Origin of the sequence: Rhodococcus sp. IEGM 1341 (assembly GCF_030056895.1) — a bacterium.
GTDB lineage: Bacteria > Actinomycetota > Actinomycetes > Mycobacteriales > Mycobacteriaceae > Rhodococcoides.
The window spans coordinates 118,383-143,302 of sequence record NZ_JASHKV010000006.1 but is presented as its reverse complement, the minus strand read 5'-3'; the positions used below and the strand labels follow the sequence as shown (position 1 = coordinate 143,302).

The window sequence follows — 24,920 nt, the reverse complement described above, 5'->3', positions numbered from 1 at the left end:
GAGCACTAGCGCAACGCCGCAGCTTGAATCGCTTCTGCTACTGACTCGGCATCAGCCGCACACAGTGTCCACCCTGCCTCCGACAATTCCTGCTGATCTGTTCCGTCGAGCGTGGGATCGACTGCTATGCGCAACGTTGGCCACGAAATCTCCACCGGCAGTCCGGACACTTCTTCCCCTACCTCAGGCACCGGCACACCCAACTTTGCGAGGGCAGTCACCAACGCTTGGACGGGGCCGATCACCCCGTCGTAGACCTCGCGCCATGGTCCAGTCAATGAATCACTATCGGCCGCAACAGGTTGAACGGGCGTATCGGCAGGTGCGATGTTCATCGACGCCGAGCTCAGGTGTCGCCGTGTGGTGACCACGGCGGTGAGTGGACGCAGTTCGAGCAGGTTGGACCAACGAAGCCACTCTCTCCACTGATCGCGCGTCTCCACTGACAGTGCCGAGTCATTGTCGTCGATGACGATGGCAATTTCGGCCTCGCCGAGTGACTTACCCTCTGGGACTCGCACCGACACTGCGAAGCCCTGGTCCCGCCATACGAGCGTGTCGCCCGCAGTTTTCTCGACGACGTTCCCGTCGATGAGACTCAATGCCAGTTCTGCCGGTGCTGCACCGCCGGTGCGTGTCGCAGAAGTACTCATTCCCATGATTGCCAGGACCGGTAGCCAATGAGCAAGGTTCCGACGGGGGTGGGCTTGCGGGCTCTGCATCCACGCTAGGAGAAGGTCGATGCTCGTCGTAAAGACCAGGTCTATGGAGCCTTTCGCGAGTTGATCGCCCGCCATCTTCAAGAGGTTCGGAATGTGATCCGCGTTCAAAACCGCGGACGTCGACGGGTTCCCCTCCAAGTCCTGGTGGGTGACTGCAACTACCTGATACCCGCCGTCGCGAAGATTTCGTCTCTTCTCCGCGTCGTCCGCCAGTCGGTTCGTCGCCGGACTGGCATGGAATTGCCAACCGTCGGTGAATATTGCCGTTGGCGGGACATCGGGTGTCGCCGATGTCAGAACGAAGTCGGGTTTACTGCCCAGGATGTTCTCCTGAGGCCGAACACTCCACCTGTTGGACGACCCGAGCGCGACGTCCCAAGCGACTCCCCTATCGGTTGGTTTCTCGACGATGGTCGCGCCGAGGGCTTTCAGCCTTTCTGCGAAGACGACTCGGAACCGACGTTCCAGATTGGACTCGTGGTCGATTGATGGAGGCTCATCCGTCGTGATCGGCCACGGCATTGTGTCTGGGATCGGGGAATCGTCGTCGCTGGGCAAATCGCGGCCCAACAACAGAGTTCGCAGATGGCGTACGGCAGCACTTCGCGACGTGAACTTCACATCGGGGAACGATGCGAAGGGCAGCAAGCATTTTTCGCAGGCCAGCTTTCCGGCGTACTGGCACTCGCACGAAGCGACGACATCATGTGCGAGCCGAAGCACGTCCCAGATCGCGTGCGGGTCAGCGAGATCAGACAGGTATCCCGTTCCGCCAGGGACTATGTCATGCAGTAAGAGACCGGGTCGGTTGTCCCCGTTGAGAGATGGGTCGCTGACAGAAACAATCTGCAGATGGTCAGGATCTCCACCGATCCGTTCTCGCAACCCGAGTAGCACCGCAGCAGACAGTGATGGGATAGCAAAAGAATCTCCCCACGTCACCGAGGGCGGCAGCCGAAGGACAAGGCCTTCTGTGGTCAACGAGCGCGCCAGTGCGACCGAGACAGTCGACTCTTCGAGCGCTTTCCTGTACGAGCACCAAGGTCGGTGCTCGCCGGCCGAGTTTCGTCGAGTATCAGTGTCGAGCTTCCCGCATTCGGAGCACACACGGAACATTGCGGATTCGACTTCACCGCCGGCCAGCAACCGCGACGAACCACCACCCCGGCTCCCACCGGTATTGATCCATCGGATCGTCATCGAACGACGGTGAGTTGCGCCAAAGCCGAGACCGTCCACGAACCAGCGCCGGGTGAACGACTTCGGGTCGATATCGGCTGCGGTGGTGATGGTGTACGGGGTACGTAGCCGCTCTTCTCGCCCGTCGTCGATGGATGCCTCTTCGCGACGAATGACAGCCGAGACGCTCGACAGCTCGACAACGGGTAACCGCTGGCCTATGTCGCCGATCGCAACAGTTCCACACCGGGGGCACTGCGACGGCGCGACCCCGCCTCCTCCGAGATCGGCGACGAAACCGCATTCGGGACAGCATGCCCACTCGCGAACCGCGTCTCCATCCGCACCGAGGTCCACTGCATCGATAGCGATGGCGAATCCGCTTGCGTAGAAGGTTGATCCGGGTGCGAAGTCTCGCAATGCCTGAGCAGAACCTCGGCTCAACTCGAACTCGGTGTGTTCGAACTCCTGGGTCTCAGGGTGAATCCAGTTGACCGATACCGACAGGGTCACAGAGTCGTCCAGCAGCGTGTAGTTGGGGAAGAGTCCGAACGATTCGAGTGCGCTGATCCAGTACTCGGACCGGAGTTCTGAGAGTTGGTTACGCACCAGTCGTTGCGCCGCGAGCGCGGTCCGGTACGCCACCTTGTCTTCCTCGGTCGCAACCGTACTGTTGAAGGCCGTCAGCAACTCTGGGATAGCAGCTTCGACAGCCTTCAGACGATGCTGCAACGTCTCAACCCGGTGCGTCCACTCCACTGACGCTGCATGGCAACGAGACGCCAATTCACTGCTTTCGGAACCGCTTTGGGGCGTAGCAAAAGCGCGCAATCGCTCGGTAACATCGGAGGCAAGCGTGGAGAAGCCGAACACGAACTCGTCGACGTACAGTGCTGAATGGTCCTCAGCATCGGCGATCAGCGTGCCCAGGTAGGTGCTGGGTCCGGTGGCGGCCAAAGCGTCTGGTGTCGTCCTCGGATGAGGTGCGTTCTTTTGACGAGCAAGACGGTCGGCGACCGATGCCAGGAACTGGCGCCGAAGAATCTCCTCCGCGTCGAGGTAAGTGGCGGGCGGACGCACCGCTCCGTTGATGGTGGCATTGGGATCGGCAAAGCGGGGCAACTGATCTCCGCGCGCGGTGACGTAGGCCAGCGCCAACGCATTTCCGGTGAGTCGGCCGGCGCGGCCCACCCGTTGGAGGTACGACGCTACCGTCCGCGGAAGTGAGGACAGCATCACGGCGGACAGATCGCCGATATCGATGCCCATCTCGAGCGTCGGAGTGGCGACAAGGACATTCGGCGCGTTGGGAGGCGGATTGGTCTCCTTGAACTGAGACTCGTACTCCAACCTTTTCTCATCCGGCAGCAGCGAGGTGTGTTCGCGGGCAACGACTCGGCGGATGTCGTTGACGGCGTACATCTGTTGATAGAAGTTCGCGGCTATTGGCGACTGCTCCAGCTTGCCGGTGCAGTTGACAGTCAAGCACGGGCCGCCCTTGAGCTGGTCGATGGTTTCCTGCCCGCTGACGATGGAGTCACCGCAATGCGAACACACCAAAGCAACCGCTTCTTCGCTGTCGACTGCACGGGCCACTATCGATGCCGGCGATAGATGGAACGTCCGAGTCAAAGCACCACCTGGTAGTTCGCCGATCACGTCGCGGTGGCGCAACCGCTCGAACAGTAGGCGACTCAGCACTGCGCCTTCGGCAGGTGTGACCTCAAGTGTCTTGGCGGCCCAACTCGCATACCAACCTCGAGCCGACGCGATCGGCTCGAAATCGCTGTCTCGACGGTTCGTGGTCCCTAGCATTGGGAACCCCGGGGCCGATGTCCCACGACCGAAGCCCGGCATTCCTTGACTCCGCTTGCGACCACCAGTGATCCACCACCGGTTGCCGTCGTCCGTTCGGTATTTCTCGAACCACTCGTGGGCGATCGCGCCTCGGTTCCGCATTCGCTCGACAGTCCCTCGAACCCACCTGACCATCTGCGCATCGCCGATGGTGTCGGTGGTCAGCTGGACGTCCTGCCCATCGAGAACTTCTTTGGCGCACGACAAGAGAACGGCGCGCGAAATGTTCACTTCGGCAAGAGCCGTGCCGGTTCTCGTCAACGTTCGACCGACGCCAGAGCGAAGGCCGAATTCCATCTCGATGTCGAGTTGCAGTCGCTGGGTGACGAAGCCGGTCAGTGTCGTCGACGATCGCCCCAAGCGTGCCGTGCTCCAAAACTTCGAGAAATCGTCACGATCCGCCAATTCAGGCGGGAGTAGCCGGTAACGTTTTGCGCGGTCGTTACCGGCCATGGTGACCATTTTGTGAGCAAGTGCGTCGAGGCTCATGTCGCCGTCGGCGAGCGCTTGCCGGATCAGCGTGCGCAGCGTGAGCGCCCTCGACCGTGCCTGGACGAATCCTGCACGGTGAGCAGCGTCCTGCACGCTGTCGGTAAAGACCAGTGCTCGCTTCTCCCGCGGATCCAGCCCCGGTGTTCCGAATAACGTGGAGAGCGAGACAGACAGCATCGTCGCTATCGCGGATCCCAGGAATCTAATCCCATCGCGCTGCCGGCAGGACGGGCAGACGTCGCGCACCGAGTCTTCACCGGCGGTGTCGCCGACGTTGACCAAAACCGGCAACGCGCCCCCCTCCGCCACCACTGATTCGGCAGGACGCTGCGACGAGAGGCAGCGATCATCGACCGCAAGCCAATTCAGCTCGGAACCAGTGACAGGTTTGGTGGTCGAAGGTGTTGATGGAGAGGCTGATTCGGCGACCTCGTCTCCCTCAGAAGGGGCGTGAATCAGTGCCCGGAATCTGTCGTCGTCTCCTAGCTTCCGGCGACGGATAGTGGTGTCGTCCACGTCGAGGTCTGAACCGGTGGGAGCAAGCAAGACGCCCCAGCCCGACCTGTTGCAGTGCCGACAGTACAACGCCGGCAGGAAAGGTGCCGTCGGTCCATCTGCGTCCGCATCGTCTACGACCAGACCGTCATCACCCCAAGCGAATTGCGGCGCACCGGATGCCGCACGATCGAGCCGGGTGAGTTCTCGTATCCACAGGTGTACATCCACAGACGGTGCAGCTCGCCCGGACGTGGCACGAACGTGGCTCAAGGTGGTCACTAGCGAGCGAAGCGCGTTGGCAAGCACGGGCGGATCGACTCGCGCAAGATCAGCTGACGCAGCAATATCGTTTCCGGCAAACAGTTCCGGGGCTGCCAGCTCGCCAACGACAGCGGCGGCTTCGCATCGTTGGACCAAACGGCTGAAGACCGGATGTGCTTTGACTAGATCAAGACTCGCTTCGTCGATCTGATTGTCGGTCAGACTTTCAGGGTGAGTGAACAACGCACGAAGTACCGTGCGCGCAACCTCGACGGGATCACTGTCGTCATCGGGTGAGGCGGCCGCGAGCCGCAGAACTCGATCCTCGTCGATTGCGGTCGGGCGGATCTCAAGGCCGGCGAGCCTCGGTTCCGCACCCGCGGTCCACTCGGAAAGAGTTTCGCGGGATTCGGTAACTACAGCGTTATCGCTGAATTCATCGCCGAACACCGTGCGTGCAAATTCGAGCATCGTCGACGGATCATTACCGTCACCGAGTGTTGCCGACGTAGCAACAGGCGTAACTCGCCCTAGCGGGCGGGAGCGATCCTCGGACGATATGTCCGGCTCATCCTCAGACCAATGGCTCTTCAGCGTCATTCCCAGTCTGCGAAGAAGCATCGACACATCGGTGCCCTGAGCGCCGTCATAAGTATGAAACTCGTCCAGAACCAGATACTGCAGACTGGTGGCGCTTTGACGCCACAAGTCGGCATCGGCATGCCGCAGGAGTAGCTGGTCGAGCATCTTGTAGTTGGTGAGTAGGACATCCGGCGCAACACTACGAATCACGTCACGGTCGGTGATGAGTCCGTCACTGCTCACAATTGTTCTGGTCGAGCCTTTTTCACCTGTGTACAGAGCGGCAGTGATGCCATCGAGCTCCTTGTGTTGGGTGATCAATGCGGCGAGGCGTTGCGCCTGATCGTTGGCAAGAGCATTCATCGGGTACAGGATGATTGCTTTGGTACCCGTGATGCCCTGCCGCTTCGAGCGAAGAACGTGATCGAGAATCGGGTAGAGGAATGCTTCGGTCTTGCCAGATCCGGTGCCCGTAGTGACAAGCGTCGGTAGCGGGCGTAACTTGTCCGGTCCGAGATTGGCGCTGCTGAGTCGCTCGAATGCCGCGGCCTGGTGGCCGTAGGGGGTCAGACCGCCGACCCACTCCAACGACCTCTGCCAGCCGGGTTCAGCTGGTCGAAACGGCATCCGGAGACGCAAGTAAGGCCCTCGGAACATTCCGGTGGTCGGATGCTCGAGAAACGTGTCGAGGGCACGACGCGCGTCCGGATCTGCAAGAGCAAAGGTGGTGCCGAGGTAGTCCAGCAAGCTCGCCGTGATCCGCTCGGCTTGAGCGAGGGGCAGGAGCTCGGACGCCATCAGTGTGTCTCCATCGATGTTCCGCCTTGAATTCCGAGCCGCCGCTCGAATTCTGCGTACGCCTCACGCATATCTGCTTCGCGGTCGAGGAATTGGAACGGCGGCTCGTAGGTGTAGGTATTGCCCGACGGGTTGGTGGCGGTGCGCTCCTCCTCGTTCATGGAGTCACCTTTACGCCGCCAGATGCTCAGCACTTCGTTCGGGACAAGTCGGCCATTGGTGTCGTAAAGATACGTCTTTCGGTCGTATCCGTAGAGCACCGGAAACTGCGTGCGATAGATAGTGCACAATTCGTCAGCCGTAAGACCCAGCCCCAGCGCGACAAGGGCGTCGATCTCGACAAGCGCTTGGCGTCGGTCTGCTGCGATACGAAGGGGGGCTGAGTTCGTCCAAACGGCCGAATTATCAGCAAGGGCGTTTGACCGTTGGTGCGCGAATCCACCCGCCCACGAATCGGGCTTCAGACGGGTATCGATCGACTCTGCCCAAACATCAGCATACGCTTCGCTGACACAATTCAAGCGAAGCGCTCGCAATTGCAACCATCTCTGTATGTTCACGTCGCTCACGAACGGCAATCGATCCACTGAGGAGTATACGATATTGGCCTTGGGCGCGGCTCGCATCGTAAAATCGGAAATCAATGACGACATAATCGCCAAGCAGAGCATTAATTCGCGCGTGCTCGTGACGGTCCCCGACAAAATTGCATCTATATGAGTCGAACCAGGGGGGATAAGTGCGGGAATCAGCGTCCTTACTCCAGTATTAGCAGCCATCTTGCGCCAGGCGATACGGTACGTTTCTCGCGAAGGAACATTCCGAAGTTCGCCCGTAGGAGTGGCCATTTGCCAGCAGGTGTACGACGCATCATAACGAGCCATGTCTCCTACCGGCTTGTACGATGTTGCCGGTACGGTGCTTGCCGACAGCATCTCCAAGTCAACGTCGATCCAATCAAGGTTATTCATCATCGATTCGTTAGGAGTCTTATAGAACGGGTTACTCACGTGAATATGTGGGCCCTGCAATATGACGTCTGCCCAGCTTGAAGGCGTTCCCCACCTCTTATCAAAAAACCCCCTGTTAAAATCAGTGGTACCGTTCCATCCCTGCGAATAATATAGCCCGACCGACCCAATACGACGTGCCGACGAAATCTTTTTCAACGCTTCCGTGGAGGAGCGGTTCACGGTGTAGACCATCCGGGCATAACGAACGGGCACCTCCGACACCTCCAACAAGTCTTTCCACGACTTCAGAACATCATCATCAACCTCAATTATGCGGCCGCGATGAGGACGGAGATCCCACTTTCCATCAGGGTCCTTCAAACCCGGTTCGACCCCTGACCCGTCATGGGCAAGAGATCGCTCGACGGTGTCCGGATGGTAAAGAGACGTGGCCGACATGAAGCTGGGCTCTCGATTTGGTCCATAAACGTGCACTCCAAAAGACACTAGGTGGTGCACCTCGTACAGCTTCAATTCGTTTACAAATTGCCAGTGACGACGCAATCGGCTGTAAGTGGATTGCCGGAGCAATCCCGCCTTTTCATCTGTAAAGTGCGTCTCCGGATGAATCAGCGCCACAATTCCAGCTTTTGAACTGTTACGCCAAACCTGTTCCATGAAACAACGATAGAGATCTGGCCTCAACCCCTTGAGACTTGGGAAGAATCTCCAATCCGACACAAATTCCCGGACCGCCACGACGCCGGTCACCTGATCGAGGTAGAACGCTGCAGCGGACTCCGATTCTAAAACGGCAGCCCGCAATTTTAATGCGCGAGCGGTCGAGATCTTGGTCTCGAGTGCGAACGTCGCATCGAACTCGCCCAATGCCGCTGTCTCGTCGAAGTCGGGCCTTACCCACGGCGGATTCCCGACCTGCAGATCGAAGCCTCCCCCTGCGAAGACAGGAGCGAACTCTAGTTCCCAGTGAAAGAATCCCTGCCGCTGAGCAACTCGCTCTGCAACCCGCAACCAAGGCCACTCGGTTTTCAATGCATCAATTTTCGTGGCCTGCGCAAAGACCAGCTCGTTGGACTCGGTGGCTTCGAGTTCATCCCAGGTCGAAATGGCGAACAGGTTCAGCTGCCCGTCCTTCTTCTCACGCGCAGATTTCGCAACCGGGGAACCCAGCAATCCGGTCAAAGTCTCGATCCACTGTTCGAGAGTAGGCGGCTCTACGAGATCGCCACCCACGGATGCGTCTTCGTCTACGAGAGGCCAGAACCAAAGCGCACACCACGCATCCATCACTCGACGCAACCGCCTGTAAGCACCGTCCGGGTTGGCGAGTGACTTTTCGATTTCATCGCGAGTCACGACGGTCTCGGTAACCTCCGAATCGCGCCCCCACACCGGTATCGGCCGGCGGATTTCGCGCTCGGCAATCTCTAGCCTCTTCGACGCCAGCAGCCACAGGGTTTCGACGCGACCCGCAAGATCTTTGAGCTTGCGCAGCTGCTCGATGGTCGGCTTGGGCTTGAGGTCTTTTCGCCACGTCTTGAGATCAGCGAGCGCCTCGGGCGCGAGCTCTCGGGCCTCTTTCGCTTCGACCGTCGAGCCCCAACCGCTGGTGGGGAGCAGAAAATGGTGGATTCCATTCTTGACTGCGGTGATCGGCTGTCCGGGCGCGCTGTCCGCAAACCTGACATCAATCGGGGTGGCGTCCAGCCAGTCAAGGGAAGTCAATTGCCCAGTGGGAATGAGGGCGCGCCGAGCGCCGATGAGCGAATTGCCTCGCCGCAGGTGCAGACCGAACCATGGGGCGTCGAGGTCACGTGCCATTGTGTCGAGCCAAAGCGAGATCTCGGCAAACTCGACGGCGGTGGCGTTGAGATCGACTCCGTAAACTTGGTGCAACGCGATGTACGCCTTCACCCTTTGCAGCTCAGCCGGATATTCCTCGGGGTCAACTCGCTTATCCAGCTCACGTTGGCGTCGTGTCAGATATTGATCTGCAAGCTGGCGCACAGCCTCGATCGCGAATGCACCCGAGCCCAACGCAGGCTCGCAAACAGTAAGACCGAGCACCTCGTTCGCGGTGGTCGTCGACCCGTCTTGGTCGAGAAGTTCCGCGAGAGCTTGGCCGATAGTGAATTTGGTCAGCACTTCGGGTGTGTAGTACGACGCTGACTGTTGGCGCTCCCGGCCGGCCAGTCGAAAGACGAACGTTCCCAGCTCATGTCGGACTTTGAGTGGTTCGCCGGTGAGATCACTTTTCACCGTGACGAAGTCAGCCTCGGCGATTCCCTCGGTTCGACCCTCCGGGACGACCCAAGAACCCTTCGACGAGTCACCGTTCTTTGCCACCTCGTACAGGGTGTCTTTCGCGAAGAAGCCCGTGTAGCTCATCAACCCCTCGTATACCGCGCCGAGCTGATTGATACCGAGGTCGGCGTAGGAGATGAACCCACGATCACGCCCACGAGACTCTTTGCTGAGCAGCAAATGTCGCAACACCTTCTGCACAGCCGAGTTGCTGAGCTTGACCTCGTCGATCAAAGATGTTGCGGTCGGGAGGAAGAGGTCGGCTTTGAGGTTCCGGAAGGTCAAGCCCTCGGCTCGCGTCGAATCATCAGAGGAGCCGTTGTGGCCGCTGTCCACCCACTGGCACAGCACGTGCAGCGAATCGTAGAAGTGCGTGCCGTGTTCGGCTCGCGGCGTGACCAACTCGACGAGGAGTAGCTCGCGGAGACGGTCGAGGCTGTAACCGCGCTCGTAGGTCTGCTCGCCTGTGGGTAGCACGCCGAGCTCTGGACGAGCTTCTGCGTACAGCAAGAAGAGGATGCGATAGAGGTACCGTAGTGATTGCGCCGCAAGCGTCTGCGCCTGGGAGTCCTGCAGCGGGTCTAGTTTCCCATCGCGTCGGCGGGTAACGACGTCGTTGGCGATGAGTTCGATAGACAACCGCACACCCTCGCGAAGGTCCTTGGACACCCCCACCGTGTGCTTGGCGGACTCGTCGATGACGGTTGTCCACCAGATGTTGCCCTCGGCATCAGGGGCAAGCGACTCCGCCGACACACAGGTCAGTGCTCGATCGGTCTCCCCTCCACGCTTGTCGTCGTTGCGTTCGCACACCAGTTGAAGATCGACGGCAAGGTAGCGTCCCTCTAGCCATCGGCTTCGCTCGGTGATGAGTGCCTTCGAGCCAGCCAGGACCAGCATGAATTGCGGCCCGTCCTCCAGCGTTGCCAAATGGGATAGAAGTTGCGCGACGGAGTGGAGCGACTCCCCAGGCGCGTCATCGTTTCCGGTGCGGAACGTGCTTCGCAGTGTCTTTTCGTCTTTCGACAACAGCTGTTCGACGCTGAGCTCTGCTGCACCTTCCACGATGACCATTGGTGCGGGGCCCGTGAGTCCGCGACTGCGTACTGCCAGTGCCGGACCGTCCTCGGTCTCGGTTGCACCGAAGCGGATGAACTCCCAACTTAGGCCCTCGAACCCTAAGATCGACCGCAGGTTCGCATACAGCGACTCGAGCGTCTGCTGGTCTGCCACCTCGGCGAGATCCAGGAATTTCCGCGTCAGATCTCCGCGTTGCGCGGTGAAACGTGAACGCGCAGTGGGCCGATTATCGGCTCGCTCGGTCTCCCATTGCTTGCGTCGTTCGAGGACCCGGGCATGGAAGGACTGAGATGTGGCATCAGTGGTGAAGTAATGCTCGCTGATGAAGTCTTCGCCGACTATCAGCGCATCGGACGCGGTGCTCATTGATCGCTCTCCCTCGTCGTGCTTGCGGCCTGCAGGTCGAGTTCGTCTGGAACTGCCACCAATAGGGGGCGGATCAGACGGCGGTCGGGGTTCATAGCCGCTGCTGCGTCACGTTCGTGCATCACGCGTTCGGTTCGCTGGCGCAATTCATCTCGCTGAATCAGAGCATCGGCTTCATGAGTCCATCGCTCGGCGCGCAAGGTCCACGTTCGAATTCGGGACTCCGTTTCGTCACGGATAGCCGCTGCCTGCTGCTCTGCTGCAGAATCCGCTGCGCGGACCGCAGCGGCCACGACGGGGAGCAGTGGGGCGACGTCGCCCAAGTCACCTCGATTGATGTCTCCGAGGCCAAGGGCGATTATAGCGTCCGAGGATCCATTGTGCGGGAGCGCGAAGTTGAAACTCGGGTTACTCAGATCCGGAAACGACACTGTGTAATACGAGGCGGCAACCACCTGCCCTCGAGAGTTGGTCTGCGTAACCTGCACCAGCACCGTCGTGTCGGCCACCGATCCGCGCACCGCAAAGATCTGCCGGCGCCCGAGGTCAGCGAGGGATCGATCCGCCGCCCAGTCCAGAATGGGATGCAGTGGAGCGAGAAAGTGAGCCTCGGGCCACGTCGAGGTGGACTCCCCCGCACGTGCGGACCGGAGCTCCTCCTCACCTCGCAGCGGGGTGAGCGCAAGTTTGTACGTGTCGGTAACCGACCGGGCACGAAGATAGGACTGCGGCAACACCTGGAGCCGCTGCTTCAGGTCACGTGGTGGCGTTAGGCTCGCAATCGACTGCGCCGCATGAACTTTCCATGACACCCCGTTCGGTGCCGGTTGCCTCGGTGTTTCGATGAACTCTTCCAAAGCGTCGGAGAGATACGCGAACTCGGACGGGTACACGTCCGCGGATTCCACGAAGCTTGGAGTCGGCGCGGGCGTCGCTTCCTCGGCTGCCGCTACCGATCCTCCGCCAAGGCCGAGTTGTGCAAGCAGGCCGTCGAGTCCCCCACCCGACACGACTTGATCCACAGATCGCACCACCGACTCCAGGCTTTTTTCGCCTGCAAGCACCTTGCGAATTGCTTCTTCCTCGGCGGCAACGTCGTAGGTGCCCATCAGCGAGGATGATTCGCCCAAAGCCTTGTGCGCCTCGTGTTCTCGCTCCACCAATCGCGTCAACACCCTGAGGTCACCGGCGAAATGGGTGGTCGATGGAGTGAGGAGAAGCGTCACGATCCGAGGACGGTGTCGCTGACCGTAGCGGTCGATGCGACCATTGCGCTGCTCGATGCGGATGAGGCTCCACGGAATGTCGTAGTGCACCATGTCGTGACACTGAGAGTGAAGGTTGACGCCTTCCGACGCAACATCACCGGTCACCAAGATACGGATCGGCGAGGATTCGAGCTTGAACGATTCGACAATGTCCTGCTGCTCGGTATCGCTGAGCCCGCCGTGCAGGACCGTGACGTTCCCCAAGTCGCGACCATCGGTGAGTGTCATCTTCAAGTCGGCCGACAAGGCCTGCGCGAGAGCCTTGAGTGTTGCAACTCGCTCGGCGAACACGACGACGCGGGTATTGCCGTTGCGCTTCACTCCGATCTCGGCCAGGTAGGCGAGCAGAGCAATGTACTTGGCCGACTTGCGCAGCGGGGTTGCTTGGACCAACTCATCAAGATGATCGAGGGCGCTGATCTCCCGCGCTGCGTCGAGGTTCTCGGGATCCAACCGCTTGCGGCGCTCGGTGATCGACTGTGTCAGCGCATCGGGCGAGGAGAGGTACGCCTTTGCGAGCACCCATGGGAACAACCGTGTCGATCCCGAGTACGCCGACTGCCCCTGCTCGGGCCAGAGCCACACATCTTCTAGTTCACGGGCCACCAAATCCTCACTCGCCGACGCCGGTACCGTGATGTTTCGCGGCGGCTGACGTTCCGCCCACGCGTCGCCCACCTCACTGGCTACATCGGGATGGTGCCGATGCCGCCGAATCACCAGCTTCTTCACTTGTTCGGTGTCCAGCTCGCCCGAAGGGGATACCGCGCTCGGATCGAGCATGCGAATGAGCTCGGCAAACGATTCCGCTCGACCGTTGTGCGGTGTTGCCGACGCCAGAATCAACGCATCGGTTCGCGAGGCTAGCAGGCGTGCGAGTCGGTTGTTCTGCGCCGCAACATTGGTGACGTTGTGAGACTCGTCGATGACGACCGCATCCCACTGCTGCTTACGGAGGTGGTTCAGGTAGCGGTCGCTTTTGAGAGTGTCGATCGAGATGATGACCCGCTTGTAGTAGGTGAACGGGTTTCGGGTGGCAGGCAGAATTTGGCGAATCCGTTGAATACCAGCCGAATCGAGACGGACGAACGGCAGCGCGAAACGAGTCCACAGTTCCATCTGCATCTGCTCGAGCACGTGCTTGGGGGTCACAACCAAGATGCGTTCACCACGACCCCGGCGGACCAGCTCCGCCAGAATCATCCCGATCTCGAGAGTCTTACCCAACCCGACGGCATCAGCAAGCAGGATGCGGGGTCGGAGGTTGTCGGGATCGAGCGCCTGACGCACTGCCTTGAACTGGTATTCGAGAGGCCTGGCCAGTGCCCGGTGCGCAGTGGCCAAACTCGGATCCGCAATCGCTACAGGCGTCTTGCGAAGCATGGATTCCAACCACAGTCGCGATCTACGAAATTTATCGGAGGTATCGGCGACAACCGTGACATCAGTGGGATCGACAACAATCACCGTGTCGAGCGCCGTCGAGAAGGACGCCTCGGTGTCCCGAACCAGATCCGAGAGCCCCAACACGTGGACGACGTGGCCGTCCGACGTCGGTTCCACCGAGGAGACCAACCATTCCTCGTCGCGAACCTCGACGATTGACCCTGGCGCGGCGTTGAACGGGCGATCAGCCATTGCACCTGAATTCTCGGGGGTAACGCTCAATGTCACGCGCGGTGGTCCTCTCGCCTGGTCGGTGCCGACTCAAATACAACCCTAACGGTCAGTTCGTTAGGCCGACGCAAGTTCTTGAAGGTCACTCCAGTGACTGGCCTCCGAACGGCCAGGGTTTCGGTCAGACGGCGGCAAGAACATCCCGATCGAGCTGCGTGTCGTGTGAGCTAGCTGGTCTCACCAATTCGACAGGCGAAGCGTCTTCTCGACGTTTCATCCACTTGCTGCTGATCTTCGAATCGAGCTGCAACCTCGATGGCACAAGCCCGAAGGCAGCGGCCAGCGCGTGCACGGCCAGCCTGGGTGGCATTGCGTTGCCCACTTGTTGGGCCCACGCAGAGTCGACCCACGGGTAGTCAGCCGGAAAAGTTTGCAGTCGACCTGCCTCATGTGGAGTGAACCGGCTTTGCTCGACGCCACGTCGATCAAGGATGCGATTGCGCGACACTTTGCCCGTGACTGTGGCTGACGGCTGCTCCGAGGTCCGCCGACCACGCGCCGTAGAGATGCCTCCCGATCCGTAGTTCGATACGACCTCGAACCATCCTGACCTACTCAGCGCGGTGCCCATCGTCTCCCATGGCTCGAGGTCCGGCGTGCCGCTACCTCGTTGCATTCCTGCGCTATACGACTGGTGGCTCTCTCTTGGGCGGATTGGCGTGACGGTCCGGTTTGCAACCAACACCGCTCTGCGCCGAGTCTGGGGTACACCGAATTGTTCGGTTCGCAGTACTTTGCACTCCACTTGATAACCGAAGAACTCCAGCGCAGGCTTCATCGCCTCCCACACCGGCAGCACGGTCTGCACTTGCTCCAGGACGACTGCCTCGTAGGGGTTCCCTGCGACATAGGCATCTCTGACCCACCGAAGAGGCTCCAGCACAAGACCAGTTCGGACATCACCGAGATTCGCAAGCTCGCCTCGAATGTCTTCGCCGTGCACCACGCGTTCGATCAGGTCAATGACAACGCCGATCGAGTCACGACCGGTTCCTGATCCCGCCACCGTGAAGGTCTGGCAGGGTGGGCCGCCTGCAAGGACGGTCGCACCCGGGAAGTTGGCGGGCCCGAGCTCACGGACGTCATTCTGCGTGGTGTCCAAACCCGCCTGCCGTCGGGTAGCGCACGCATCCTCGTCCCATTCGATACCGTGAGTTTCCATACCGAGCCACGTAGCGGCGACGTCGATGCCCCCGGGCCCAGCGAACAGATCAACAACCGAGTGCGATGACAAATCGGTGACTACGTCGCGACTGTCGTCCATGAACGCGAAGCTTACGACAAGCGGTAGTCGATGTCGTCCAGCCTGCAGCTATCCGTGTCACCGAAACGTCGTACAGTCTCATTCGACTGAGGATCACCCATACCGGACACACAACCGACGACAGGACCCACTCACCCCATGGCCAAAGCAGTTGCGACCATCAACCTCAAGGGTGGCGTCGGTAAATCCACGATGACGGCCGCGCTGGCGGAGTTCATGGCAGGCGACTTCGGAAAGCGTGTCCTTCTGATCGATCTCGACCCACAGACCAACCTGACCACGATGATGATTGGGTCCGATCAGTGGCAGGCACTGAACAATTCCGGTCGCACACTGAAAGCGCTGTTCGAGGAAGCACTCGATTCGGAAGCGGCATCATTCGACATCGAGGATGCGATTCAACGGAACGTGTCGCCGTTGGCGAATCTGGGAGGAATCGACTTACTCGCGTCATCGCTCGACATGATCGAGATATCCGAGGAGGTCGCAGCGTGGCAGTACGACGAACCGGACTCGCTGGAGCCTGTGCTCGTACTTAAGCGGGCCGTGGACAAAATTCGTGATCAGTACGACTACATCTTGATCGATTGTCCACCGAACATGGGGATTATCACCCGAAATGGGTTGATGCTGGCCGATGCCTATGTCATCCCGACCATCCCAGATGTGTTGTCAACGTACGGTATTCCGCAAATCCAGAAGCGGGTACGCATGTTCTCAGACAAGACAGGCCATAAAATCAAGGCGCTGGGCTTGATTATCACGAAGTACCGCAAAGGCACCAATCTGCACCGCGACACCATCCAGCGCCTACAGAATGCGGTCCTCGACTACGACGCGCTACCAGCTCATGAACGTGAACTGACGGAACGACCACCGAACGTCATCCCCGTCTACATCCCCGACGCGATCGCAATCGCCAGCGCCGCTGACTATTTCGACTGGGGCACCCTGAACAAGCGATATGGCGGCGGGGCTACTGTCGGGGCCCTGAACGAATTGACCAGCCACCTGATGACGAATGTCGAGATTTACACATGAGCAACCCAGAATCACTTGCCGATGCCCGTTCCTCCTTCGAGACATCTCTTCTCGTACTGTCTGCTCGTGACGAAAATGCCGCGACAGTCATTCTCACGCTGGCTCGCCTCGCCGCTGACGAGATGGTCCGAAACACCGGGTTCGCTTCTGCAGCAACGGCCCTGAGCTCTTCTCGAATAGCTCCTCAAGCGCCTGCCACCATCGACACCCCCGCACCCCCGACGGGGACCACAGCTCCAACACGACGAACCCGCACCGCCCGCACGCCGGCTGTGCTCGACCCGTTCCAGATCCTGCGCAGCGACGGGCAGGACGGCCTCGCAACCCAACTCGGCAGACTCGACCTTGAGCAGCTCCGCGACATCATCCACCAGTACGGAATGGATCCGGACAGGAGAGCGATGAAGTGGAGGACAATCAGTAAGGTTCGAGAACGCATCGTCGAACGCGCGCTCTCGACCAGCTCGCGAGACAATGCCTTCCGTTGATCGACGCCTAGATCGACATGAGCGCGTCACTGAACAGGCCTTTGTCTTCATGGCCACCCTCCGGCGTCCCAAACAGCAATGCCCGGTCCAAATAGCGGTTGCCCAGTTCACACGACGTTTCTGGAAGCAGTACGCACGCGTGACATGCGGCTAGGTTGAGCGCGTCCGTTCCCGAGCCATGCGATTCGATGCACACGGGATCGGCCGAGCACCAGGACAGTCTCGCCAATCCTTCAGCCAGGGCCGGCCCCAACCGCTCGGTTTCGGCCTGCGATGCCACTCCACCGAGGCTGCCCGCCGAGTCGGAACTCGCCGTGTAAATAAGAACGCCCGCCATCTCCCCGTCATCGATGTACAGCCGTTCGCGAAGCGACGCTGCGGGATACCCTGCAGCGAGCGATAATTGATCGATCAGGACGTGTGCGAACGTGTGAAGCGCGACGCGAATCACCCCGGTCAGGTTTCGCTCGTCTGGGCGGGACAGACCCGGGCCGGCGGCCCGCTCCAGCAGACTCCACCTCTCGGCCGCAAACTTCTCTTGGGCCCACTCTTCAAGGACATCACGGTGAAAAGCCAGAAAGACGCCTTCGCCGATCACCTCGATCGCAGGCAGCCAGTGGGTCTTATCCGGTGACAGAGCGCAGAGATTGTCCTCGGTGTTGTCGTCGTCGAGTCGAGTAAAGCCATAGAGTGCTCGCACCTCGCGAAGCCTGGTAACTTTGCGCACGTCCGAGATGAGGTGCTCGAAATCGACCGGTACATCACGCTCCAGGCAAACGAAATCGTCGTCGAGACCTTCTTGTTCACGGCCTTCTCGCAATGCCGCGTACTCCTGCCGTCGCAAGGCCTCTTCGGTCAGAAGATCATCCAGCGCTTCGCCACGGCGGCGCTCCAGCTCGTTCTCGATCTGCTGTACAGAAAATCTGCGAGAGTGCTTTGCCAAGTTCCGTAGAAGCGCCGGGGTCACGGCTTCTGGGTCTCCGAGCGATACCCAATGACGATCGACGAACTTGGCAAGCGCAGCAGAGTACGGAGGTATCGAGATGGCCGACCTCACCGCAGGTAGCCAGACGTTCGATGCTCCTCGCTGCAGCGTCCGCGGGGTTTCGTCACATGCCTGTGCACTGTCAGGGCCTAGCCACGGTCGCCGTCCGGCGCACCTACCGAACTCGGCGAGTGCTTTCGGGCCTGCAGAACCATCGAGACTTCGAGGCTGCACCCCGCAAGTACACGTCAATTCCAAGTCAGCCAGAGACGATGTGCGCCCCTGCGCCCTCAGATGCATCGTGTGATTCGATCCGCCATCCTGCCCCTGGTGTAGCCAACGGTAATAGGGGAATTCATCGATGTGCCCTCGTGCGCATGCCACGATCAGACGAAAAGGACTCAGCTCTGTCCGCTTCTCGCAGCTACACCGGCTGACTTCCCTGTCGTTCGAAAGCCTGCCGATCGAGTCGATACGGCGGCAGGACGGACACACTTGGGTGACAGGAAATCTGATAACGGGGATGTCGCGCTTCCGCTTGGACCCAGCCGGAGGTGCCTTCAGTTCGGAGACACCCAGGCTCCGTGCGAGCCTTGGTTCGCTGATCGAGTCCGCCTCACGAGGCTTCCACTCGTGGATACCGGCAATCATGTAACTCGTTGTGTCGGAGGGAAACAGACTACCCACGCCGTACGTGCTGATGAGCTGCGTGCGCCGAGCTTTCGCAATGGTCATGACTGGCTCCTCATTCGGATCGAGTACAACGCGCTCTCAGCGTCGACATCGCGCAGGCTCATCAGCGTCGGCCAGGGTGTCTCGGCCAGCGTGTACTCGATGTCTTCATTGGTCAGCGCAGACGACGGTTCGACGAGAAGCGTGTCCGACGAGTCTTTTCGGTTTTCATATTTCATTGAATCCCGCGCTCGTGCTTCTGCAATCCACACTTTCAGCATTTCTTCGAGTTGCTCGACGGTGTCCGAGGTTTCTTCACCCTCAGTGGTCGATTCCACCCGACTCGCGATGAGTGCGATCAGACGGCGCAGCTCGGCCTCGTGACTCGGCGCCGAGTGAGCCCCGCGTTCACCAGACATCGAGTCGACCATGAGACGCGCCAGCGCGACAAACACGCCGTGAAGCCCGCGATCGCGCGCACGCGCTGCGAACGGCGTTGCACTCGTCGCCTCGACAGCCCTGTACAGGGCCTGATGGAATGGCAAGAAGTTCTCGAAGTGCGATCTGTCGCGCGATCGTGCCGAGTTGAAGATGGTGACGACCAACCCAGGGAAACGTCGACCGACCCTGCTTGTTGCCTGGATGTATTCGGAGCTTGATTGCGGCTGACCCATCACTGTCATGAGCCCCAGCCGGTCGATATCCACGCCTACCGAGATCATGTTCGTTGCCAGCACTACGTCTTCCGCGCTGCCGGACTGGAAAGTCCGCTCCAGACTCTTCAACCTCCGAGGGATCTCCGCAGATGACACACGACTTGTCAGCTCACCGGCCGATTGAAGGCGTCGCGCCTCGGTACCGGTCCGCCGCGACACGACTCCAACTCGCTCGCGCACGTCCCCCTCGACCTGAAGCAAGGCGCTGCCGAGAACCCGCAAACTGTTGAAGTAACCAAGCAGCGTCCAGTAAGGATCGCGAACCTCAGGTCGCCCATCGATGTCTCGAGCGGCCTGGAGTAGCGCTCCGTAGGTCCGGACCAACAGCGTTGCGTGGCTCGTTGCGGGGCTCATCACACCGACGTACATGCGCGTTCCCGCAACTTCACGCGGTGCAGGCTCAGCGAAGAAGGACTGGTCGGGATCGATTCCTGGAGGAGGGAATTGGCGCGATTCCCGGTCGAAGACAAGTTTGATCTGGTCCTTCGCCCGACGAATTGTGGCGGTCGAAGCGATGACCTTCGGCCGCGACGAAACATTACCGCTCGAGTCGACCGTGGAACACGCCAGATCGACAGCGGTTTCGTACAGGCCAACCATCGACCCCAAAGGGCCTGAGATCAAATGCAACTCGTCCTGAATGATGAGATCGGGAGGACTACCGACTCCATCTCGTGCAAACAGCTTCCCCACCTCGGCGCGCCACGCCATCATGGCGAACTTGTCTACAGTTCCGAGAATCAGCTCGGGTCGATACTCGTAAATATCCTGGTCGACGACGTAGACGGGCAAGCCTGATGCAAAGTCGCAGGCCCGGTTGCCGCACGCAATGACAAGTTTCGGCGACGGGCTGGAGACCACCTTGTAATGCGAATCGTTGAGCGCCCGCCCACACCAGGGGCATTGAGTCAGCTGCACCGGATTGGCCTCATTGATTTCGGATTCAGAGTTCAACGCCAGCAACGATTTCTTTGCGTCAGCCAGAGTGTTCGGCGTCCCTCCACGCCCTATCCACAGGCCTATCGAAAACGGCCTCGCCCCGAGCTTGCCGTCCGAAGTTCTGATCTGCTCGAGCGCACACATCAGCATGGTTGCGCGCTCGAACTGCTGAATCGTAAGCAAGCGCAGCGTGTACCGCATGATGACAGCTACACCGATTGCGGCGTCATCACGAATTCGGCGCAGCAGAACAACAAATGCAACAAGTCCCAAATATGCCTCGGTCTTGCCGCCACCGGTAGGGAACCACAGAAGGTCTGCAACATCACGTTCCGGATGGCTGCGATCAGCGACACTCGGAAGATTCAACAGAATGAAGGCGAGTTGAAATGGATACCAAGACTGCTCTTCACCGTCGCCGGCAGTCCCGGTAGCGCCGTTACGGACCCATACCTGCCTGGCTCGCTGGGCTTGCATCGCGGAATTGGCTAACCGGAACGCACGCAGTACGTCCGGATCCTGCTCCAGCAGCTCAATTCCGGCCTCGATACGAGTGGACGCTTCGCGGGCGTTCTCGATGTGCTCGGCAGCCGTCGGCGTAAGTGACTCCGGCACATCGGTTTCCCCGGCAGCCAGGGATGTCTCCAATGCCGAAATCCACTCGCGATACGCGGCCACCAGTTTGCCCAAAGTTCCGATAAGTGTCTCAGTCGTTGCGCCGGCGAGAAACGACATCCGCAGATCTACGTCGGAACCCACTTGTCCTGGTCGCGCCCGAGAAACCTCCTGTGCGGGCAGCAGCGTTGTTCCAATTCGGTTGGTGATCGCGGCTGAGACTCCGTACCACGTGACGGCACAACCGTGACCGATCCCGAAGTTTCGCGCATTGCGGTAGATCAGTTGGGCGGATCGTAGATCGTCTTCGGCTCCGAGTCGGTTGGGCATGCTCCGGTCGACTATCGCATCGACATCCGTCGACACGATCAGCTCGACCTGAAACCATGCCCTGGCGTCCTTGAGTTCATTCTTTTCTGCAGTCTGTACGTTGCGGGCAACTGCTGAAACCGTGACTTTGCCATCCCGCGGGTTACGGGTGAGGACGTACAGTTCGAGACCTGGTGCCACACGCAGTTTCACGGCACCCTTGGTAGCCAACGAATGCGTCACTCGATCGGGGCGGACTAGCTTCCTGCTCCACGTTGCTGGCCTGGTGCGGCCACGGCGGCGAGGCGAGGAGTCGTCCGGTTCGACCAAATCCTCCGAAGGTTCGTATTGTGCCGCCGAGATGTCGAAGTGAACTTCGTGAACCAGAGTCGAGTCGACGGTGAAGGTCAGACCCATCGATGAGGGGTAGCGCATGAGGGACTGCGCGACGGGCGAATCACTCGCACCATCTACCGTGTCGGGCTCCGCACTGTCGGGCTCCGGCTCGTCCTGCAGTGCATCATCCAAGGGCCACAGCACACCCACCACGTAACGGTCGAGAGGAGCCTCTTCGAGAACTTCTTCGTCCCCGCCTGCGGGCCCGAGGAGATCGCGTCGAAGATCCTCAACCATTTCGCTTCGAAACCCGTACATCTCATCGAGGTCAGTTGCGCCAGTCATCGGTTCTTACCGTCCCATTTCGTTGTCCAGTCCGGCCGAATCAAGCCTGCCAGTCGGGGCACAAGCCAGATCCCGGACTCGCCAAGCCCTACTTGTTCACTGATTTCGGGTGACCCCACCACCGACTCGATCGACATCACCGTCGCGCCATTGATAATCGTCGGCCATCGTGCGCTTCCGATGGTGAAGATGCGCCGGACCTCACGCCCGAACTGCTCGGTGGTACGGGCAAAAGCTGTACCCGTCGGCCCCTTCACAAGGTAGATCGGTGCGTCACGGTGGGTCCAGTCCAAGTCCAGATGGAGAGTCACCGTTCGCCCCGCCAACGCCCCGCTCGCAAGAATCTCCTGCACTGCCACTGCATTTCCGTCAACCTCGAACGGCTCGTCAGTGTCTATGTCCTCGACGCGAGCTTCGATCGCCCGCGCTAGCTTTTTCCCACCAGCCCCGAAGCCTTGCTCAGTCCAACGACCTGTCTGTCCTGAATCTTTCTGCATCCAAGACCTTGTCTTCTTGGGGGTACATCTGACTATCTCGTCCCGGGCGCGGCTCAGCGCCACGTAGTTGCGGCGAGCAATCGCGAGGTCGTCTTCGCCGGATTCGTACTTGTTGTCGTACAGGAAGACTCGGTCGAATTCGAGCCCCTTCGCACGATGAACGGTGGAGACAACAACGTCCTCGGTTGTATCGGCCAGCAAGGCAGTCGGTATTCCGTATCCCCCGATCACCTTTCGAACACGGGACACGTCAAGGTCGTTGGGAAATTGTGTACGCCCCTCCGATTCCTTCAATAGATTCCACGCGTCCGTCGGGTTTGCCACCGACGTATTGCGCAACGCAGAGATGACGTCCTCGCGTCTATTGAGGTTCCTCGGCAATTGCTGGGTGAGCTCGGCAACCCACGCGCGAGCACCGTGTTCTTGAGCCGTTCGTCTCAATGTGTGCCGGACGTTGATCGATGTCAGTTGCTGAGACACTCGCAAAGCGTCTCCATTGGTCTTCGTGAGTACAGCGGTACTCTTGCCTGCGCGGTAAACATCACCCAGCCAAGTATCTGAGTCCACTGCATCCAATCCTGAGATGAACTGGTCGACCTCTGCACGAGCTGCAGCCGGCTCTTCGATGGTCCTCAAACGTGGCCCTAGCTGTACGACAGCCAGAGGAACTTCTCCACGTGCACGAAAGTTTCGTTGGAGACCGGTCGCCTCTACATCATCCAGTCGGCTCAATTCGTGGATCACGTCCAACCGCTGAATCCGTTCTTCCGGAGTCAGCTGGAAGTCGTACAACGCTTGATTCGGATCGCCGAGTGCAGTGAAGCCGACATCGCCGCCCAATCTGTCGATCAGAGCCAGCGCTAGCCGTGCTCGCTGACCCACCAGATCCTGAACCTCATCCAGGACCACGTGCTGGATGTCGTCCAGCATGGGCAGATCGATATCGCCGTCGGTCAGTAGCTGCACTGCACGCGCAATTCGATTCTCGAAGTTCCCCTTTGGCTCTTCGTCGGCATCGATAATGACCCTGTTGGCGAAGGAGTCGAACGTGCGAATTTCCGCTTGTGCCAGCACCCGCGTCTGAAGTCGACTACGAACAGCGGATACCGCGGCCCTCGAGAAGCTCAGGACAAGCACCTCAGTTGACAGCGACAGGTCGCACTCGCGTGCCAGATGGTCGAGTCGCGCTGCGACAACTTCGGTTTTGCCTTGCCCAGCGCCGGCTATGACCACAAGTCGGTGTTCTGGTTCCGCCTCGGCGATGCGACGTTGAAGGTGATCGAGCTCGAATGCAGTCGCACCCAGATCTACCTCTAGAGAAAGGGTTTCGGGTTCGCTCGTCGAAACTGAAGTAGGCGTTGCCAGTTCAGCGGCTGCGCGGCGCCGGTCACGGAACCGCGTCAACGCGTCGATGGGGTGCCTTCTGGCCCTGAGCCGATCGCGGAACCTCGGTGTGGCTATCCGACCTACTTCGACTACTGGTGAAGCTGTTGGTTGATCAAGGGGCGCTCGGGATTCATTTGAACCTTCCAGGCGCGCCAGCAGGCTCGTCAAGCGTTGCTCGATCGAGCTCGCCCATCGCCCGGCGACCGCGTTGGACAGGCCCGACGTTGCAGACTCAGAAAGATCGGGCCATGGACGTAGTGCATCGACGACAGCGTTCTGCAGCCGCCGCACGTCTGCTTGATAGTGGGTTGCAACCGGTTCGGCCACCACCAAGGCAGGGCTCATCGTCAGGGTCCACGAGGTGCTCGGACCCCACCGCCGGTCTATGGCACTCGCAATGGTCGGCCGTATGTCGGACAAGACCCGGTCACGGACGCGAGATCCGATGGGCAGATCATTTTGTTCGACACCGCTAGGACGAACCTGCAGCGGCTCGTGGTCACCCGCAGTTATACCGGTCGACCCGAACTCGAAGAACAGAATATCGGCAGCGTCGACGTGTAGTGCGATCGCGGGTACCTGTGTATCCGTGAACTCGTCGTCCTGGTTCAGCTCACCGGTTGGGCGAGTCCCCGCTGTCCTGGTCAATTTTGCTGCCCGGAATGCTATGTGCGCATCCACGGCGAACTCTGGGACGCGCAGACGCCAGGCCGCGAGCACCGTGTCGAGGTCACCCGGCGTTGACACGGACCGTTCGAGCTCGTCCAACGCATCGTAGAGCTCGGCTCCCTCTTGGATTCGACGCTGCGAACGAGCCCATGACCTCCATGTGCGTCGGTAGTCGCCGAAGAGAGCGTCCAGGTCGAGCCCGTACTCACGGCGATAGAAGCTTGCGTACGTATGGACTTCGCTGAGATCAACAACCAGAACGTCAGGCGACCAATCCGCTAGCTCTGAGTCGTCGATGAGTTCATCCAGAGGCCAGGGCAAGCGAGGAGGAACCTCGGTTTCTCGTACGTCGCCGCGAAGCACCAGCAATCCATCTGAAGTAGCCGTCACCGAGGCCGCCAGCTCGCCCACCGAGTCCGTCAGAGACGTCACAAACGACGCCACACCACCGTTCTGGACAGCTGCACGCCTCACTCGGTCGTCAAGTGCACGTGCTTCGACCAGAACAGTTCGTAGCGATGCAACAGCCTGCACTTCCACAACCGAACGCAAAGACGCTCCTTTCAGTCTCCAACAACCTATCCCGTGGGCAGACTGCCC

The 24,920-nt window shown here is 59.9% G+C and carries 9 protein-coding genes; 2 read left to right on the top strand and 7 right to left on the bottom strand.

Annotated elements, in window-relative coordinates; genetic code table 11:
* Positions 1-5: 5 nt before the first annotated feature.
* The 4 genes from QM615_RS15365 to QM615_RS15350 form a co-directional block, all read right to left on the bottom strand.
* On the bottom strand, positions 6-6,389 hold the full coding sequence (locus QM615_RS15365) for a DEAD/DEAH box helicase family protein (RefSeq protein WP_283347606.1): 6,384 nt from the start codon (positions 6,387-6,389) through the stop codon (positions 6-8).
* Positions 6,389-11,113, bottom strand: a complete 4,725-nt coding sequence (locus QM615_RS15360) for an Eco57I restriction-modification methylase domain-containing protein (RefSeq protein WP_283347605.1) — start codon at positions 11,111-11,113, stop codon at positions 6,389-6,391. The genes QM615_RS15365 and QM615_RS15360 overlap by 1 nt, the downstream gene beginning before the upstream one ends.
* Complete coding sequence (locus tag QM615_RS15355; protein ID WP_283347604.1) at positions 11,110-14,019, bottom strand: helicase-related protein; 2,910 nt, start codon at positions 14,017-14,019, stop codon at positions 11,110-11,112. Before QM615_RS15355 ends, QM615_RS15360 begins: the two co-directional genes overlap by 4 nt.
* Before the next feature lie 160 nt (positions 14,020-14,179).
* A complete protein-coding gene (locus QM615_RS15350) occupies positions 14,180-15,322 on the bottom strand; it encodes a DNA cytosine methyltransferase (RefSeq protein WP_283347603.1) in 1,143 nt (380 codons plus the stop codon).
* A 138-nt stretch (positions 15,323-15,460) separates the two neighbouring features.
* Between QM615_RS15350 and QM615_RS15345 the strand changes: the two genes are divergently transcribed.
* Both QM615_RS15345 and QM615_RS15340 read left to right on the top strand, forming a co-directional pair.
* Positions 15,461-16,363, top strand: a complete 903-nt coding sequence (locus tag QM615_RS15345; RefSeq protein ID WP_283347602.1) for a ParA family protein — start codon at positions 15,461-15,463, stop codon at positions 16,361-16,363.
* A complete protein-coding gene (locus tag QM615_RS15340) occupies positions 16,360-16,851 on the top strand; it encodes a hypothetical protein (protein WP_283347601.1) in 492 nt (163 codons plus the stop codon). The genes QM615_RS15345 and QM615_RS15340 overlap by 4 nt, the downstream gene beginning before the upstream one ends.
* A 7-nt stretch (positions 16,852-16,858) precedes the next feature.
* Here the strand turns inward: QM615_RS15340 and drmB are convergent, their stop codons facing one another.
* Genes drmB through QM615_RS15325 form a run of 3 tightly spaced genes read right to left on the bottom strand, consistent with a single transcriptional unit; the run spans position 16,859 to position 24,872 of the window.
* A complete protein-coding gene (drmB, locus tag QM615_RS15335; protein ID WP_283347600.1) occupies positions 16,859-18,571 on the bottom strand; it encodes an MrfA Zn-binding domain-containing protein in 1,713 nt (570 codons plus the stop codon).
* Positions 18,568-21,768: a helicase-related protein gene (locus QM615_RS15330; protein ID WP_283347599.1), complete on the bottom strand. Its 3,201-nt coding sequence runs from the start codon at positions 21,766-21,768 to the stop codon at positions 18,568-18,570. Before QM615_RS15330 ends, drmB begins: the two co-directional genes overlap by 4 nt.
* The gene (locus tag QM615_RS15325) at positions 21,765-24,872 is read right to left on the bottom strand and encodes a UvrD-helicase domain-containing protein (protein ID WP_283347598.1); all 3,108 of its coding nucleotides are present in this window, start codon (positions 24,870-24,872) and stop codon (positions 21,765-21,767) included. Before QM615_RS15325 ends, QM615_RS15330 begins: the two co-directional genes overlap by 4 nt.
* Positions 24,873-24,920: the final 48 nt, after the last annotated feature.

Bases quoted from the DNA above. Each gene is read 5' to 3' on its own strand.
- QM615_RS15345 (WP_283347602.1), top strand. From the start codon at position 15,461: ATGGCCAAAGCAGTTGCGACCATCAACCTCAAGGGTGGCGTCGGTAAA.
- QM615_RS15340 (WP_283347601.1), top strand. From the start codon at position 16,360: ATGAGCAACCCAGAATCACTTGCCGATGCCCGTTCCTCCTTCGAGACA.
- QM615_RS15330 (WP_283347599.1), bottom strand. From the start codon at position 21,768: ATGACTGGCGCAACTGACCTCGATGAGATGTACGGGTTTCGAAGCGAA.
- QM615_RS15355 (WP_283347604.1), bottom strand. From the start codon at position 14,019: ATGGCTGATCGCCCGTTCAACGCCGCGCCAGGGTCAATCGTCGAGGTT.
- QM615_RS15365 (WP_283347606.1), bottom strand. From the start codon at position 6,389: ATGGCGTCCGAGCTCCTGCCCCTCGCTCAAGCCGAGCGGATCACGGCG.
- drmB (WP_283347600.1), bottom strand. From the start codon at position 18,571: ATGACCATTGCGAAAGCTCGGCGCACGCAGCTCATCAGCACGTACGGC.
- QM615_RS15360 (WP_283347605.1), bottom strand. From the start codon at position 11,113: ATGAGCACCGCGTCCGATGCGCTGATAGTCGGCGAAGACTTCATCAGC.
- QM615_RS15350 (WP_283347603.1), bottom strand. From the start codon at position 15,322: ATGGACGACAGTCGCGACGTAGTCACCGATTTGTCATCGCACTCGGTT.